Below are 17258 nucleotides of genomic sequence, written 5' to 3'. Positions count from 1 at the left end.
AAATCTACCAAAGCGCATCTTTATAAAAGCATCTATCTATTATTTCTATACCAAAACGGCAGTTGTACAAAAACCTAAGAGTACTAATATTAAAAAAGATTAACCTTGAAGTATATAAAATTAAAGGAAAACAACAGTGTTGTATATTGTCATTTCCCTTCTCCTTCAATTAATAGCAGTGTAAAACTAAAATGAGAACAAACAATACAATATCACGTATGTAACAAAGTATAACACATATGTAACAACTATTTTAAAAACCACATTAACACCCCATTAAAAGCAAAACCCTAAAAACATTGAAGGGGCTTTATTTGTTTACAACAAGCTATTGGGGTGCAAGGACATGCTTAACGAAAGAAGATAAACGTCCTGTAAAAACACCTTTTGGGATTAATCCAATTAAAAAAAGGCGTCCTTAACTGTTACTAGAATACGATTTTGATTGACGTTATTTTAACGGGCTGCAATAACGGCATTAATGGTTGCAACCATACTGGCTGCTCTAGCCTTTACTTCCGCTTCGGTCCAGGAAAGTTTTATTAAGCAAGATAGGTTTCTTCCTATGTAGTGATCCGATTGTTCGAAGGTTTTGGTTTGAAGGTATTTTAAGCCGTCTTTCACTTCGGCCGAAACAGGATACAGTGTTTTTAAATCCTTTAAATGTTCCCATTTTCTGATGTAATGCCAATTGTTGTCGTAATAATGAAAACAGCCGTCAACACCAGCTTCCTTTAATGCTTTTGAGGCATAGCGTGCTAGATTGAGGTCTGGCAAGAAAAAACTTAAAAAGGCATAGCTCTCTTCGCCGCCTTCGGGAACTGCTCTAAAGGTAATTTCTGGAATTTGCGACAAGGCCTCTCTTAATATGGTATAATGTGCTTTTTGTATGGCGATAAACTCGGGCAAACGCTTTACTTGCGCTAAGCCTACAGCGGCATTCAATTCAGAGATTCTAAAGTTGTAACCTAAAAACGGATGCCCTTCTGCCCCCCTATCGGTGCCAACATGGTCGTGCCCATGATCGGAATAATGATCGGCATGAGTAGCATAAGCGCTATTATTGGTCACCACCGCTCCGCCTTCGCCACAGGTAATGGTCTTTACAAAGTCGAAAGAAAAACACCCCACATCGCCTATGGTTCCTAATGCTTTACCGTTGTAAGTAGCACCAATGGCCTGGCAAGCATCTTCTATTAAAAGCAAATTATGCGTGTTACAAATACCTTGTAAAGCTTCTAAATTAGCCATGCTCCCACACATATGTACTGGCATAATGGCTTTGGTTTTGAGGGTAATCGCTTTTTCAACTGCAGCCGGATCCAGCGTTAGGGTATCGTCTATATCAACCAAAACAGGTACTGCCCCCAGCATCATAACAGCTTCAAAACTGGCCACAAACGTAAAGGTTGGCATAATGACTTCGTCGCCTGCCCCAATACCAGCTACAGCTAAAGAAACGCTTACTGCGGCTGTACCACTGGCGACCAACTGTGCATGTTTTACGTGTAAGCGGTTTTCTAGTTCCTGTTCAAGTTCCTTGGCTTTCCAGTGGCCATTACGCATGGCATCAAAGCCATAACGCATTAAAACGCCTGTGCTTAAAACATCGTGCACCTCTTGGCGCTCTAAATCGCTAAAAAACTCAAATCCTGGCATAGTAAGTAATCTCTAAAAATTGTGGTATCAAATCTATTAAAAAGCGCTGGATTTCTTAAGAAGAAATAAAAAATTAATAGATAATTACCGAATCGGTTAATGGACGGCGTACCTTTTTAAAATTGGAAAACATATCGTTTGCCGCTCGATATCCTATGGGCAGTAGCAACACCGATTTGAGGCCTTTTTCCTTTAAGTTAAGAAGTTGGTCGTATTGCTCCGGTTCGAATCCTTCCATAGGGCACGCGTCTATCGCCTCTAGGGCGCAAACGGTCATGATATTACCCAGGGCCAAATAGGCCTGATTCGTCGCCCAAGCTTCTATGGCCTGTTGGGTTTTGTTTTCAAAATCATCGACAAGAAAGTCTTTAAAAGGTTTTAAAATTTGTTTGTCGGTATGCCTTATTTTATGAACGCGCTCAAAATATTCCGCTACAAAAGCCTTATCTACATTTGTTTCAATACAAAAAACCAAAACATGCGAGGCCTGGGCTATTTGTTTTTGGTTCATGCTATAATCCACCAAAGTGGCCTGTAGGGCTTTATCGCTTACAACAACTAATTTTATAGGCTGCAAACCGTAAGAGGTAGCTGTTAAATTAAAAGCCTGCAGAACGGTCGCTACTTTTTCTTTGGGCAGTAGCTTTTCGGGGTCGAACGCCTTTGTTGCATAACGCCATTCCAATTGATCTATAATCTTCATTTAAACGTAATTTTTGCCAAAAATAAACATACAAAAAAGTTTCGAGTAGGGATAGCGATAAATAAATCCTATGGCTTGAAAATAATTCTTAAAAAAATCCTGTTTTTTATTTGAAGGAATTAAAAAGGGTTATATATTTGCACCCGCATCTGGAGAGATGGCAGAGTGGTCGAATGCGGCGGTCTTGAAAACCGTTGAGGGTCACACCTCCGGGGGTTCGAATCCCTCTCTCTCCGCCAAAGAAAACCCACAACTTTTGTTGTGGGTTTTTTGTTTTTCATAATAACTTCAGAAAAACAACGCTTTCTACGCATGGTACTCTTGGTTAAAAAAACAGCCGCTATTTTTATTTAAAAGTTGGATTTATATTACTTTGTATTGTATTTTCGGCATAATAAATGATATAACACCTCCTAGTTAAAAACAAGCGCCCTAGCATGAAAAAAACCATCGCTTTATTTGCCCTAATGCTTTGCCTACTATCTGCCAAAGCACAAAATACTGCCGTAGGCCCCTCAGAAAAATTAGTTTATACGGCCACTTACAACATGTCTGGAATTTTAAACGAACTGGCCCAGGTAACCATGGAAACAAGTGCGGTTAAAACCTCTAAAGCAACGTTATTGCGCCTTAAATGCACAGCGGCCACCTACAGCAAATGGGACAGTTTCTTTAAAATTAGAGACCTATACGAAAGCTATGTTAGCCCGGTTTCCTTAAAACCGTTTTTATACAAACGTGAAATTAACGAGGGCGGTTACTACAAATACATGAAATACACTTTTAAACATAGCTCTGGCCAAGTAAAAAGCCAAAAAAAGAAAAAAAGAAGCAACGGCACCATTTGGGAAGAAAACAAAAACGTTTCCATAAGCAGCAATACCAACGATTTGGTAACTACCTTGTACAAACTTAGAAATGTCGATTTTTCCAACCTAACAAAAGGACAGTCCAAAACATTTAAGGTTATTTTCGACAACGAAACGCATACCGTTAATTTTAAATACCTAGGAACAGAAACCATACCTTCGGCCCTAGGTACTAAAACCTGTTACAAATTGGCCATAACCATAAGCAACAACAACGTTTTAAAAGGTAGTCATGAAAATTTACTTTGGCTAACAGCCGATGCAAATAAAATACCGCTATACGCCAAGTTTAAAATTGCCGTTGGCAATGGCGAACTAAAAATTAAATCGGCTTCCGGACTTAAACACTAACATAAATCATGAAAAAAGCATTCCTTATTTTAGGCTTAATCACCGCCATACTAGCCCTTGTTTTAGCAACACTTCCGGTGTCTAACCTAGCATTTATTCCCGGCGTTATAGCTTTGGCCTGTGGTTTTTTGGCACTGTATTTTGCCAAGAGAGCAGGAACCCCATTAAAAACCGTACAACTGGTGTTTTTATTATCGGTTATCGCTATGGCCATGGCCACGTATAAATCGCTGTTTACCACTGCAAAAATGGGCAACACAGAAGAACTGGAAAAAAGAGAACAACAGTCGCAGGAAGAGGCTATAGAAGAACTGGAAGAATTAGACCTGGAAGAACTGGAAGGTATTGATAGCGAACTGGAAAACATTGCTCCAGAGGAGCTTGAAGAGCTAAACAACGAACTAGACAACGAGCTTGAAAACATAGAGATAGAAGAGATTGATTTATAACCCATTGCCTGTTTTTACAGATAAAAAAAGAATAATCTTTAGGAGATTATTCTTTTTTTTTACTTTATTTGATTCATACTAAGCTATTAATCAATATGAAATCATTTCTTGTTGCATCAATTTTAACCTTAGTTGGATCTTGTGCCACTACAAAGTACAGCACCAAAATAAGCAACCTAAAAAAAAGCATCAAGCTTCAGGACTCACTCGTCCTTACCTCCTACTCAAACACCATAACAGAAGCAGAGCTTAAATCGTTATTATACGATTATGCCAACGACGAATTTGCCGGCAGAAAAACTGGTGAACCTGGGCAAAAAAAGGCTGCTGCGTTTATTCAAAATTACTATCAGGATCTGCAAATGGCCACGCCGTTAAAAAATGGGACTTATTTTCAGCACATCCCAGAAACCTTTCTTCCAAAAGATATAAATGCTTCCGAAAACATTCTGGCCTACATAAAAGGTACCGAAAAACCTGAAGAGGTTCTGGTCCTATCGGCTCATTACGATCACTTGGGTACCGAAGGCGACATTATTTTTTACGGTGCAGACGACGACGGTTCGGGCACGGTAGCCTTAATGGAAATGGCCGAAGCCTTTAAACAAGCCGAAATAAACGGACATGGCCCAAAACGCAGCGTCTTGTTCCTACACTTTACCGCCGAGGAAATCGGACTTCAAGGCTCGTATTACTATACCAATACCGATCCCGTTTTCCCGCTAGAAAATACCATTGCCAATTTAAACATCGATATGATTGGGCGCAAGGATTTCACCTACCAAAACGCCAATACCGACTACATCTATTTAATTGGTTCCGATAGGCTTAGCAAAGAACTACACTACCTTTCAGAAAAAGTAAACAAAACCTATTTTAACCTGCTTTTAGACTATAAATACAATGCTGAAGACGACGGAAACCGCTACTACTACCGATCTGACCATTACAATTTTGCCAGACACAACGTTCCTGTAATCTTTTATTTTAACGGCGAACATGAAGACTACCACCAAGCCACCGATACTCCCGATAAAATAAACTATCCGCTATTAGAAAAACGCACTAAGCTTATTTTTGCTACGGCATGGCACTTGGCCAATCAGGACAACAAACTTATCATGAACGACGAACTTTAAAACCGGCTGTTAAAGTTTCCCAAACAGCCTAAGGCTACATTTGTTTAATCGTTACATTTGTATAAATACCAATTCAAATTAACGACCATGAAAAAAGCACTCGTATTCGTGCTTGGCGCTTTAGTTTTGTCTTGCGGCACACAAAAGCCCCAAACACCGCAAAGCACCACACCACAACCAAGCACAACCACCACATCTAAAGTGGCCGATGTTACCACCTTTGTCGAAACCATAACTTCTGAAGAGCTAAAAGAGCTGCTGTACACCTATGCTTCAGACGATTTTGAAGGCCGTGAAACAGGCCAACCGGGTCAAAAAAAGGCGGTTCAATTTTTAAGAAACAACTACATGAACATGGGCGTGGCCGCTGCCCTACCCAATAACAATTACTTTCAGGAAGTCCCCCTAGAAATAACACAAACCCCAACGGCAACCCTAACCACCAATGGCAAAACATTTAATTATACCGATGATTTTATTGCTGTGCTTGGCAATAAAGACGAAACCCTAACCGTAAACAATTTTGTGTTTGCCGGTTATGGCATCGAATCGGACAGTTATTCCGATTACGAAAACATAGATGTAGCCGGAAAGGTGGTACTAATCAAGTCTGGCGAACCAAAAGATGCCAATGGCAACTACAAAATTAGCGGCAACAAACTACCATCAGCATGGTCCGATTTGAATCAAGAATTCTCCTTAAAATACCGTAAGGCAAAAGAAAAAGGCGTTAAAACCCTATTATTTTACCACCCAGATGTTTACCATATGGCGGTTATGAGATACGGGAACAACACCGAAAAAATGAAGCTAAAAGCCGATACCGAAAGCTTAAGCCTGTTTTTAATAGACACGCCCTTGGCAAAATCGCTTCTTACCCATATTGAAACAGAAAACACCCCTAGAGTTGTGAACAGCCCTGTTACGCTTTCTTACAAAAGCAACTCAAAAAGCATTATTTCTGAAAATGTCCTGGCTTACATTAAGGGCAGCGAAAAACCCGACGAACTTATTGTACTTTCTGCCCATCTAGACCATGAGGGCATTAAAGATGGTGAAATTTACAATGGCGCCGATGACGACGGTTCGGGCTGTGTGGCACTTTTAGAAATAGCCGAAGCCTTTAAAATAGCCTCTAAAAATGGTATGGCACCAAAAAGATCGATCTTATTCCTTCATGTAACAGCCGAAGAAAAAGGCTTATTAGGATCGCAATATTACACCGATTTCGACCCGGTTTTTCCATTAGAAAACACTGTAGCGAATTTAAACATAGACATGATTGGACGTGTTGATCCAAAACATGAAAAGACGGGAGACGACAACTACATTTATTTAATTGGCAGCGATAAGCTAAGCACAGAACTCCACCAAATCTCTGAGGAAGTGAATAAAAAATATGTTGGTCTTAACTTTGATTATACCTATAACGACGATAACGACCCAAACCGTTTTTACTACAGAAGCGACCATTATAACTTTGTAAAAAACAACATCCCGGCCATTTTTTATTTTAACGGCACCCATGCCGATTACCACAGACCCAGCGATACGGTTGAAAAAATACGTTACGATTTGCTTGAAAAGCGCACCAGACTTATCTTTCATACAGCCTGGGAATTGGCCAACAGACCGAATAGAATTACAGTGGACAAGTCCAACTAACACACACTGGTTAGCACTAAGTTTTTTAAATTAAAAATAGCACAAACAAAAAAAGCTTCACATTACTGTGAAGCTTTTACTTTTGGGTGGAAGATCGGTCTCGAACCGACGACCTCCTGAACCACAATCAGGCGCTCTAACCAACTGAGCTACAACCACCATTTTAAATTAGGATTGCAAATTTAAACCATTTCCTTATTTCTACAAACCTTTTTTAAAATTATTTTAAATCAAAAATGCTATCCACTGCAGGATAGCGTTCTACAGTAAACCCTTCTGCATGTTCTACACCAATTAAACGCCCTAAATCACGGGTTCTATAACGAACACTATCGGTAAAATTTTTACTCGATATGGGGGTTTCGGGATCTTTGCTGTCTGGATTATAAAATTGGGTTTTGTAGGCTAAAACGGCTTCCATCTTCGTTTCTACAAAACCAGAAACATCAACAACTATGTCTGGATCAATAGGTTGCCATTGTATGTAATGGTATACTTGCTTGGGGCGCCACGGGTCTTGCCACGTACCGCTGTCCTCACATTTGGTATCAATTTTTAGCAAACCACTTAAAAAGCAAGCATCGCTTACCAGTTTACTCCCCTTTCCATGGTCTATATGCCGGTCTGTTATCGCATTGCAAAACACAATTTCAGGACGGTATTTTCTAATCATTTTAATCAATTCTATCTGGTGTTGCCTATCGTTTATAAAAAACCCATCGGCAAACTCCATATTGGTCCTAAAAGCAACCCCTAAAATATTAGCAGCTGCCTCCGATTCGGCATCTCTTGTTTCTGCCGTACCACGGGTTCCCAATTCGCCCCTAGTTAAATCGATAATCCCTACTGTTTTTCCTCTCGAAATTTCTTTGGCCAAGGTTGCGCCACAGCCCAACTCTACATCGTCAGGATGTGCCCCAATTGCCAGAATGTCTAATTTCATATACGTATCTTTTTATCTTGCGCAAGCTCCAAACCCGTCTTTCAAATACGCTCAAAACACAGCGGGCCTACCTTAACTCTATTTTTAGCTAAAAATATAAAAATAGTAAGAGTTATACCCCAAAAACACCAGCAAAAAAATCCTATACACCGTTAAAGTTTATGTTAAAACCACACCATTAATCTTTTTTTTCGTAGCTTTGTTAACCAAATGGTTAAACCTTATAGTTAACACATGGCAAAACATAAAGACAATACTACAGAACATCAAATTCTAGAAGCCGCCAAAAGCGTTTTTGAAACCAAAGGGATGGCAGGTGCTAGAATGCAGGAAATAGCAGATAAGGCCGGTATTAACAAGGCCATGTTGCATTATTACTACCGCAGCAAACAGTTGTTGTTCGAGGCCGTGTTTAACCATGCGTTTAAGCTTTTAGCCCCACAACTTAATGGCATACTAAACAGCGATGCCTCTATAGAGGAAAAAATTAAAAGCTTTACCCACAACTATATAAACTTCATGATAAAACAGCCGTATTTACCCAATTTTATCATACAGGAACTAAACAGAAACCCCAAGTTTATTGAAACCTTAAAAAACAATGTGGCTTTCCCCAACATAGCGCGTTTTAAAAAACAGGTACAGGACGACATTGATGCCGGCCTTATTAACCCCATAAGTGCCGAACAATTGTTTATTAACATACTCTCCTTAAACGTCTTTCCCTTTGTGGCCAGCCCACTAATTAAAGCTTTTGTAGACAAAGACGACAAGGGGTTTAAAGAAGTCATGGAAGCCCGTAAGGAAGCCGTTTCTAGTTTTATTATAAATGCCATAAAAAAATGACGTTATGAAAACCTTTCTTCTATACAGTCTGCTTGTATGCACTACTTTTTTAGGGTATTCGCAAAACACCCTTAGTCTGGAAGCCTGTTATGCCCATTTAGAAACCCATTATCCTTTGGCCCAACAGCGTACAATTCTAGACCAACAAGAAGCCGCCGAACGCTCGGCGATAAAAGCCAAAACCCGCCCCCAGTTAAACCTCAACGCCCAAGCTACCTACCTGTCTGATGTGACCCAAGTTCCCATTCCCAACACAGGCATAGCCCCCCTAAACAACGATCAGTACCGAGCAACGCTTTCTGCCAACCAATTGATTTATAACGGTGGAAAAATAAAAGCCACCACCTACCTACAGCATATTACTACAGATAAAAAAAAGAAAGCGGTTGAAGTAAGCCTTTATCAGTTAAAGCAACACGTCAACCAACTTTACTTCGCTATTTTATTGTCGGTAGACCAAATAGAGTTATTAGAACTTAGAAGGGTTCAATTAGAAAGCACACTAACCGAAGTTAAATCGGGAGTAAAAAACGGTGTTTTATTACCAACATCTGAAAAAAACATAGAAACCGAACTTTTAAGAATCCTACAGCAAACCACCGAGGCCAACAACAACAAAACAAAGTTTATAGCGGCGCTGGCAGCACTTACAGGAACTTCCATTCATGCCGAAACCCAATTTGAAAAACCCCTGGTTACCACAACAGCAGAAGGCACCTTAAACCGTCCGGAAATAGGCCTGTTCAGCTTACAAAAACAAGAAATTGAACAACAAAAAAATCTGCTATCCAAAACCGTTTTACCAGAACTTTCCGGTTTTGCTACGGGCGGTTATGGCAATCCCGGACTTAACATGCTAGAAAACGATTTTAAAACGTTTTACATGCTAGGGCTACAGCTTAACTGGAAGGTGTTCGATTGGAACAGCAACAAAAACAAAAGGCAGGCGCTTGAAGTCTCTAAAGCCTTAGTAGACAGCGAGGAAGCTGTTTTTAGACTAAACACCAACATCGCTCTAAACGACCAAAAAAAGGACATTGAAACCTTAGAAAACACCTTGTTAATAGACCAACAATTAATAGCTCTACAAAAAGAAATCGTAGCAGCATCAAACGCACAATTAAAAAATGGCGTGATTACTACTGCCGATTATACCACCCAACTTACCAAACTATACGAAGCCGAAAACCTTTTTAACCAACATAAAACCCAACTACAACTGGCCAAAGCAAATTATAATGTAATAAAAGGCCTTAACAACTAGTAATCGCGATGAAAAAACAACACGCCACATTCCTGCTTGCCATTGCAACCACACTTCTCGTTGCCTGCAACGGAAAGGACGAAAAAGCCGATGGGTATGGTAACTTTGAAGCCACAGAAATTACCATTTCGGCAGAAAATACAGGAAAATTAATGCAGTTTAACGTAGAAGAAGGTACGACCATTAAATCAGGACAGCTAATAGGCTATATCGATACCATTCCACTGGCCTTAAAAAAAGCACAGCTACACATACAAAAGCAGGTGATTAGTGCCAAATCAAAGGGGGTATTATCCCAAATAAACGTTTTGCAGGCCAAATTAAAAACCGCCCAGACCAATAAAAATCGGATTCAGAATTTAATAAAAGACCAAGCAGGCACTCAAAAGCAACTGGATGATGTTGAAGGCGAAATTGCGGTGTTACAAAATAGCATCCGCAGTGTGGAAATCCAAAATGCCCCGGTTGTTAACGAGCTTAAAAGCTTGGATGTACAACTGCAGCAGTTGGACGACCAAATTGCTAAAAGCAACCTTATAAACCCCGTTGAAGGGACGGTTTTGGCTAAATACGCCGAGGCCAACGAAATTGTAACTTTTGGAAAACCCTTGTACAAAATTGCCGATTTATCTGCTTTAGAGCTTCGGGTGTACGTAAGTGCGCCCCAATTGGCCAGTATTGCCCTCGGGGAGACCGTAACGGTTAAAATTGACGACGCCAACGGCATGACATCCTACAACGGTACCATAAGCTGGATTGCTTCGGAAGCAGAATTTACCCCGAAAATCATTCAAACCAAAGAAGAACGCGTAGCCCTGGTATATGCCGTAAAAGTTCAGGTAAAAAATGACGGCAGTCTAAAAATAGGGATGCCGGCCGAAATGTGGTTAAAGCCAAAAACAAATTAACATAAATAACACACAAATCATGAAAAAACTACCGCTACTACTTAGCATAGCCTTATTGAGTTTTCTAGGCTGTAAAGACCATGCTAAAAACGAAACAACAAACGAGCACGCAACACACGCAACGCACCACGACAACAACGCCCTCTCTAACAGTTGGGTTAAGGACATACAACTGGATAACGGCACCAAATGGAACGCCAACCCCGAAACTAACGAAGGCGTTACCAACATGCTACGCCTCCTTGAAAACAACACCCCAACAACCTTAGAGGACTACCACCATTTGGCCAAAGCTCTAAATACCGAGAAAAATTACATTGTTAAAGAATGTACCATGAAAGGCGCCTCGCATGACAACCTACACGTTTGGCTTCACCCATTAATTGATAAAATTGGCACTTTAGAAGCCAGCAAAACACCCGAAGAAGCCCAGCCTATATACAAAAGCATTAAAGAGAACATAACCGCCTATCACACGTATTTTAAGTAACCATGGAAATTACCGTTGCCAACATATCTAAATCCTATAACACGGTTACAGCGCTCAAGGACATTTCCTTTGGTGTTGAGACGGGAGAGCTTTTTGGGCTTATAGGACCAGATGGCGCTGGTAAAACAACCTTATTTCGCATTCTTACCACCTTACTCACCCCCGATAACGGTGTTGCTACCGTTTCGGGGTTTGATGTGGTAACCAACTATAAGGCCATTAGAAACAGTGTTGGCTATATGCCCGGGCGCTTTTCGTTATACCAAGACCTAACGGTAGAAGAAAACCTAAACTTTTTTGCCACCATTTTTGGTACCACTATTGATGCAAATTACGATCTGGTAAAAGACATCTATGTACAAATAGAACCCTTTAAAAATCGTAGGGCAGGAAAGCTTTCTGGCGGCATGAAACAAAAACTCGCCCTAAGCTGCGCCCTAATACACAAGCCCAAAGTCCTGTTTTTAGATGAACCCACAACTGGGGTTGACCCCGTATCGCGGAAAGAATTCTGGGACATGCTAAAGCGGCTGCAAAACAAAGGCATGACCATTTTAGTATCGACCCCCTATATGGATGAAGCTGCACTCTGCGACCGCATTGCCTTAATTCAAGATGGGCGCATTTTGGAGATTAATACCCCTAAGGCCATTACAGAACATTTTCCAAAACCCTTGTACAATATTAGGGCCAACAACATGTACCTATTAATTACCAGCCTTCAAAAATACCAACACACCCATAGCGTTTTTCCGTTTGGAGAGTACGTACACTATACCGACAAGCGCAACACGCCGGACAAAACAGCTTTAAGCCAATACCTAAAACACTTGGGGCTTACAGAAATCACCATAGAAAAAACCAAACCTACCATAGAAGATTCGTTTATGGAACTCGCCAAAAAATGAAAACCGACTACGTTATACAAGCCGAAAACCTAACCAAGTTGTTTGGGGACTTTGCTGCGGTAAACCGCATTAGTTTTCATGTGAAGGCCGGGGAAATTTTTGGTTTTTTAGGGGCTAATGGCGCTGGAAAAACCACAGCCATGAAAATGCTTATAGGCATTTCTACCCCATCGTCAGGACGTGCTACCGTTGCCGGATTTGATGTGTATAAAGAAACCGAAGCCATTAAGAAAAATATCGGCTACATGAGTCAGAAGTTTGCCCTTTACGACGATTTAACGGTCAAGGAAAACATTTCGTTCTATGGTGGTATTTATGGGTTGTCTAAAAAAGCGGTTAAAGAAAAATCGCATAAGCTAATAGAAGAGTTAAACCTGCAAGCCGTTTCCAACAGCTTGGTAGGTGGGCTCCCGCTAGGATGGAAACAAAAGTTGGCCTTTTCGGTAGCGCTATTACACGACCCCAAAATTGTTTTTTTAGATGAACCCACCGGTGGGGTCGATCCCATTACCAGACGCCAGTTTTGGGAAATGATTTATAAGGCCGCCCACAAGGGTACCACCATTTTTGTAACCACGCACTATATGGACGAGGCCGAATATTGCGACCGGGTGTCGATTATGGTTAACGGGAAAATTGAAGCCTTAGACACCCCAAAAAGGCTCAAAGCACACTATAAAACAGACACCATGAACGAGGTGTTCCTAAAATTGGCCAGAGGATGAAAAAGTTTATAGGTTTTGTAAAAAAAGAGTTTTTTCACATTTACCGTGATAAACGCTCCTTGTTTATCCTTTTTGGTATGCCCATTGCCCAAATACTGCTGTTTGGCTTTGCCATTACCAACGAGATAAACCATGTAGACATTGCTATTTTAGACCAATCGAACGATGTTACCACCAAAGAAATCATCAACAATATAGCGGCCTCAAAACATTTTAATATTGTTGATGTGCTTCAGGATGAAACTGCTATAGAAACCGTTTTTAAAAAAGGGAAGATAAAAGCCGTGCTTCAGTTTGAAAACATGTTCGCGAAGAACATCACTAAAGAAGCACAAGCCAACGTACAAATACTTACCGATGCTACAGACCCCAACATGGCCAATACCATAAGCAATTACATTACCTCTATCCTAAAAAAACAGCAACAGGACATCAACAATGGTGCATTTACCCCCTACCAAATAATCCCACAAAGCCGCATGGTTTACAATGCCGAATTAAAAAGCGTATACATGTTTGTTCCTGGGGTTATGACGGTTATTTTAATGTTAGTTTCTGCCATGATGACCTCCATATCAATCACCCGGGAGAAAGAACAAGGCACTATGGAAATTTTATTGGTTTCGCCCTTAAAACCCTATCAGGTTATTGCCGGAAAAGTGTTTCCTTATATTTTTCTATCTGTTATAAACGCCATGGCCATTGTGCTGCTAAGTATTTTTGTTTTTAAGGTGCCTGTAAATGGCAGCCTGTTTTTTTTAGCCTTGGAAAGTGTTTTGTTTATTATTACCTCCTTGGTTTTGGGCATCTTAATCTCAACCATTGCCGCTACACAACAAACAGCCATGATGATCTCCCTTATGGGCTTAATGCTACCCACTATTTTGCTTTCAGGGTTTATTTTTCCCATAAGCAGCATGCCCCTGCCCTTACAAGCGATTAGTAACATTATACCGGCCAAATGGTTTATCGTTATTGTTAAAGGCATCATGCTAAAAGGCATTGGGCTTGGCTTTTTATTAAAGGAAACCTTAATTCTATTGGCCATGACCCTCATATATCTGGGTATAAGTGTGAAGAAATATAAAATTAGGCTGGAGTAATTATGACCATTATAAAGCACATTATAAAAAAGGAATTCAAGCAAATCTTTAGAAATAAAGGCATGCTTCCCATTATTTTTATTTTGCCCATTCTGCAGCTGGTCATTTTATCTAATGCCGCGACCTACGACATACAAAACATCACGTTTGGTTATGTCGACGCCAACAATACCAGTACCTCCAGAGGGCTTATTGAAAAGTTTGAAGCGTCTAACTATTTTAACGTTGCCCACCGTTTTGCTTCAGAAAACGAGGCTTCTAACGCCATGCAAAAAGGGCTTGTAGATGTTTATTTAACCCTGCCTACACGTTTTGAACAGGATTTACAAAAACACCAACAGGCGCAACTAGGGGTGTTTATTGATGCTATAGATGGTGCCGCTGCCGGGGTTATAAATGTTTATGTTTCACAAATTATACAGCAGTACAACAAACACATTACTCCGCAATTAAGTCAACCCAGAGATGCCCTTGAAAAAATCCACCGTATTGAGAGCATCCCCTTATTTTGGTACAACGAAACCCTAAACTACAAAACCTTTATGGTGCCTGGCATCTTGGTGCTTTTGGTAACCATGATTACGTTATTTTTATCTGGGATGAACATTGTTAGGGAAAAGGAAATAGGCACCCTAGAACAAATTAATGTAACCCCCATAAGAAAAAGCCATTTTATTATTGGCAAACTGTTTCCGTTTTGGGTGTTGGGCATGGGGCTGTTAACCATTGGCATTGTGCTAGCCAAGGTTATTTTTAATGTCCCCATGCTAGGCAACCTTGGGCTGCTTTATGCGTATACGGCCATTTATGTGCTGCTAATTTTAGGGATAGGCTTATTTATCTCAAACTTCACGGAGACCCAGCAACAAGCCATGTTTATCGCCTGGTTTTTTATGGTCATTTTTATTTTAATGAGTGGTTTGTTTACCCCTATCGAAAGCATGCCCAAATGGGCGCAAACCCTTACGGCCTTTAACCCCATTAAGTATTATGTGGAAATTATACGTATGGTCATGCTTAAGGGCTCTGGGTTTACCGATGTGCTGCCTCAAGCCCTAAAAACGTTGGCTTATGCCATAATTATGAACGGACTGGCCGTATGGAGCTATAAAAAAACCACATAAGCACACAAAAGCACATCTTTTACCAACTGATTTTTATCATTTTAAAACCCCAAGGTTTGGAGTAACTTCATATAAAAATTATCATGAGGCTAAAAATTTCAAAAAAGAGCGTCCTTTTTATTGTGGTGGCGGTTTTAGGCACAGGAGTTTTAATGTTCGTTTGGTACAAGAATACCCACGCTATGGCCAAGGTCGAAGCCTTTCAGGTTAACGCACCAGCACAGGCTAGTAAGCTTCTCATTGCCACCCAAGGCAGTACCTTTAAAAATGCCATAACAGCACATGTTGTTGCCCATTACAAGCAAGATGCTGTGTTTATTAGCGTTATAGATGTTTTGGGCTTACCGCAAATAGCTGCTGAAGATTTTGAGGCCATTTTAGTAGTTTACGCCTGGGAATACCAAAAGCCCCCAACAGCGGTTAAAACATTTCTTAATCGGTCTGCGGCTTTTAAAAATAAGATGGTTATCTTAACAACCTCTGGAGACGGCTCTAGTAAAATGGAAGGTATTGATGCCCTAACGGGCGAATCTAGATTAGAAAACAGCACGACTGTATCTCGCTTAATTATTGAAAAACTGGCCCCTTTACTTAATTAAAACCCGGCAAAATGTTTAAAGCACTAGAAGAAAAAGAAATCGAATTTATTTTGGAAAACAACTATATTGGCCATTTGGGCTACGTATACAACAACAGCCCTTTTGTGGTTCCTATTACGTATTATTACGACAAAGCCAGTCGGGCCATTATTTGCTATTCGGGAGATGGCCATAAAATGCAGGCCATGCGCACGAATACCGACGTATGCTTACAGGTCGATGAAATCGAAGCCGTTAACAGCTGGAAATCCATAGCCGTTCACGGCACTTTCGAGCAACATTTTGGCAGCGATGCAAAAGCTTACCTGCACAAGTTTTCATTAGGGGTTAAGGACATTATTATAGAAAAAGAACACAGGAAAGTAGATTTTATCAGGGAATTTTCCAGCAAAACATACCAGGACAACATCCCTTCGGTTTTTCTTATAAAGATTAACAACATCACAGGAAAAATGCGCCGTGATTAAATCTGGAACAGGCTCTAGTGCTTAACACAAGGCCATTTACTTGCCCTCCTTTTTTTCTTGCCGCTCTAGTTTTTTAAAATACCCCCGGGTTAAGATGTTGTGTTTTAAGGCTTCCATGTTTTGGTTAAACTTCTCTGTGCCTTCATTAACATTTTTAAGAGTCGATTTTAAGCTGTTTACCAACGAGGTGTCCTTAACAATATAGTTATAGGCTCCTTGGCTGGAGCTAAAATCGTCTACCACGGCATTTATACTACCCAAAACCTGCTCTATCTCGGTGCTTGAAGCTTCAAGATTTAGGACAATGTTTTTTAGTTTCATTCCAGAAATCGAATCGTTAATTAGCATGCCCAAAACCGTATCGTCATTTGTTTTTAGATTGGTTATAATAACGTTCAATTCATCGATAGCGTGCGAGGCACCGCGACTAGCTGTTTTGAGGTTGGTTATGGATTCTTTCAATTCTTGGGCCATAATGGTATCGTTAAGCAAAATACCCAGAGTTCCTTTTCCTTCGGTCATGGCATTGGTAATTTTTAACAAATCTGCCGTTAAAATGGCAGCATTTTCCGAACTCACACTTAGGGTGCTTAAAATGTCGTCGGCCCCTATTTTATTGTAAGAAGCTATTGTATCGCCATTGGTAATAACAGCGGCCTCGCCTTTACCAGGTACGATATTTACAATCATGTTTCCTACCAAGCCATCCGACCCAATAGTGGCAATAGCATCTTTTTTAATATGGCTCACGATTTTCTCATCAATAGTCATGTCTATTTTTATGGTTGAATCGTTAATCATGCTAATCTCTTTTACCGTACCAATATCAATCCCAGAATAGCGCACATTATTTCCTTTTTGCAGGCCGTTTACATTCTGAAAAAAAGCATTAATGGTAAATGTTTTTTTAAACATATCCTGCCGCTGACCAATAAGGTAAACCGCTGCGATAAACAAAATGGTGCCTATAATGACGAAAAGTCCTAATCTTACTTTCTGTGAATTGGTGGTTTTCATGATGTTATTTTTATGAGCCGTTAAAAAAA

General features: G+C 40.3%; 18 protein-coding genes and 2 tRNA genes. 15 read left to right on the top strand and 5 right to left on the bottom strand.

The features are described from left to right. Positions 1-456: 456 nt before the first annotated feature. Together IA57_RS10645 and IA57_RS10640 are read right to left on the bottom strand one after the other, a co-directional pair. Positions 457-1659, bottom strand: a complete 1203-nt coding sequence (locus IA57_RS10645; protein ID WP_036123038.1) for a DegT/DnrJ/EryC1/StrS family aminotransferase — start codon at positions 1657-1659, stop codon at positions 457-459. Positions 1660-1732: 73 nt separating this feature from the next. Beyond that, positions 1733-2362, bottom strand: a complete 630-nt coding sequence (locus IA57_RS10640; RefSeq protein ID WP_036123035.1) for an NAD(P)H-dependent oxidoreductase — start codon at positions 2360-2362, stop codon at positions 1733-1735. Positions 2363-2513: 151 nt separating this feature from the next. Between IA57_RS10640 and IA57_RS10635 the strand changes: the two genes are divergently transcribed. The 5 genes from IA57_RS10635 (at position 2514) to IA57_RS10615 (ending at position 6835) form a co-directional block, all read left to right on the top strand. Further along, positions 2514-2601 (top strand) — tRNA-Ser (locus tag IA57_RS10635). A gap of 198 nt (positions 2602-2799) precedes the next feature. Beyond that, positions 2800-3582: a DUF3108 domain-containing protein gene (locus IA57_RS10630; RefSeq protein WP_036123033.1), complete on the top strand. Its 783-nt coding sequence runs from the start codon at positions 2800-2802 to the stop codon at positions 3580-3582. 8 nt (positions 3583-3590) lie between these two features. Beyond that, the gene (locus IA57_RS10625) at positions 3591-4031 is read left to right on the top strand and encodes an FUSC family protein (RefSeq protein WP_188358248.1); all 441 of its coding nucleotides are present in this window, start codon (positions 3591-3593) and stop codon (positions 4029-4031) included. Positions 4032-4126: 95 nt separating this feature from the next. Further along, complete coding sequence (locus IA57_RS10620) at positions 4127-5170, top strand: M28 family peptidase (RefSeq protein ID WP_036123031.1); 1044 nt, start codon at positions 4127-4129, stop codon at positions 5168-5170. An 87-nt stretch (positions 5171-5257) separates the two neighbouring features. Next, positions 5258-6835: a M28 family metallopeptidase gene (locus IA57_RS10615; protein WP_036123028.1), complete on the top strand. Its 1578-nt coding sequence runs from the start codon at positions 5258-5260 to the stop codon at positions 6833-6835. 84 nt (positions 6836-6919) lie between these two features. On the opposite strand, the gene IA57_RS10610 is transcribed toward IA57_RS10615, so the two are convergent. Both IA57_RS10610 and bshB1 read right to left on the bottom strand, forming a co-directional pair. Further along, a tRNA-His gene (locus tag IA57_RS10610) sits at positions 6920-6995 on the bottom strand. A gap of 60 nt (positions 6996-7055) precedes the next feature. Next, positions 7056-7778 (bottom strand): bacillithiol biosynthesis deacetylase BshB1, encoded by a 723-nt coding sequence (gene bshB1 / locus IA57_RS10605; RefSeq protein WP_036123026.1) that lies wholly within the window; start codon positions 7776-7778, stop codon positions 7056-7058. A gap of 234 nt (positions 7779-8012) precedes the next feature. On the opposite strand from bshB1, the gene IA57_RS10600 reads away from it, so the two are divergent. The 10 genes from IA57_RS10600 (at position 8013) to IA57_RS10555 (ending at position 16212) form a co-directional block, all read left to right on the top strand. Next, positions 8013-8624 carry a TetR/AcrR family transcriptional regulator gene (locus tag IA57_RS10600; protein WP_036123023.1) on the top strand — a complete coding sequence of 204 codons (612 nt, stop codon included), beginning with the start codon at positions 8013-8015 and terminating at the stop codon, positions 8622-8624. A gap of 4 nt (positions 8625-8628) precedes the next feature. Next, entirely contained in the window at positions 8629-9888 is a 1260-nt protein-coding gene (locus tag IA57_RS10595) for a TolC family protein (protein ID WP_036123020.1), read from the top strand. A gap of 8 nt (positions 9889-9896) precedes the next feature. Next, positions 9897-10796: an HlyD family secretion protein gene (locus tag IA57_RS10590; RefSeq protein ID WP_036123017.1), complete on the top strand. Its 900-nt coding sequence runs from the start codon at positions 9897-9899 to the stop codon at positions 10794-10796. A gap of 19 nt (positions 10797-10815) precedes the next feature. Next, complete coding sequence (locus IA57_RS10585; protein WP_036123015.1) at positions 10816-11286, top strand: hypothetical protein; 471 nt, start codon at positions 10816-10818, stop codon at positions 11284-11286. A 2-nt stretch (positions 11287-11288) separates the two neighbouring features. Then, positions 11289-12194: an ABC transporter ATP-binding protein gene (locus IA57_RS10580; protein WP_036123014.1), complete on the top strand. Its 906-nt coding sequence runs from the start codon at positions 11289-11291 to the stop codon at positions 12192-12194. Beyond that, a complete protein-coding gene (locus IA57_RS10575; RefSeq protein ID WP_051881041.1) occupies positions 12191-12919 on the top strand; it encodes an ABC transporter ATP-binding protein in 729 nt (242 codons plus the stop codon). The genes IA57_RS10580 and IA57_RS10575 overlap by 4 nt, the downstream gene beginning before the upstream one ends. Then, complete coding sequence (locus IA57_RS10570; RefSeq protein ID WP_036123011.1) at positions 12916-14022, top strand: ABC transporter permease; 1107 nt, start codon at positions 12916-12918, stop codon at positions 14020-14022. Before IA57_RS10575 ends, IA57_RS10570 begins: the two co-directional genes overlap by 4 nt. Before the next feature lie 2 nt (positions 14023-14024). Then, a complete protein-coding gene (locus tag IA57_RS10565; RefSeq protein WP_036123009.1) occupies positions 14025-15146 on the top strand; it encodes an ABC transporter permease in 1122 nt (373 codons plus the stop codon). A gap of 83 nt (positions 15147-15229) precedes the next feature. Further along, entirely contained in the window at positions 15230-15745 is a 516-nt protein-coding gene (locus IA57_RS10560; RefSeq protein ID WP_036123006.1) for a hypothetical protein, read from the top strand. Positions 15746-15756: 11 nt separating this feature from the next. Beyond that, a complete protein-coding gene (locus tag IA57_RS10555; protein ID WP_036123003.1) occupies positions 15757-16212 on the top strand; it encodes a pyridoxamine 5'-phosphate oxidase family protein in 456 nt (151 codons plus the stop codon). A gap of 36 nt (positions 16213-16248) precedes the next feature. On the opposite strand, the gene IA57_RS10550 is transcribed toward IA57_RS10555, so the two are convergent. Continuing rightward, complete coding sequence (locus tag IA57_RS10550) at positions 16249-17229, bottom strand: MlaD family protein (RefSeq protein WP_036123001.1); 981 nt, start codon at positions 17227-17229, stop codon at positions 16249-16251. Positions 17230-17258: the final 29 nt, after the last annotated feature.

It is taken from the genome of Mangrovimonas yunxiaonensis, assembly GCF_000733475.1.
Classification (GTDB): Bacteria; Bacteroidota; Bacteroidia; order Flavobacteriales; family Flavobacteriaceae; genus Mangrovimonas; species Mangrovimonas yunxiaonensis.
The sequence above is the reverse complement of the archived record's forward strand: the minus strand, read 5'-3'. Positions and strand labels throughout refer to the sequence as shown.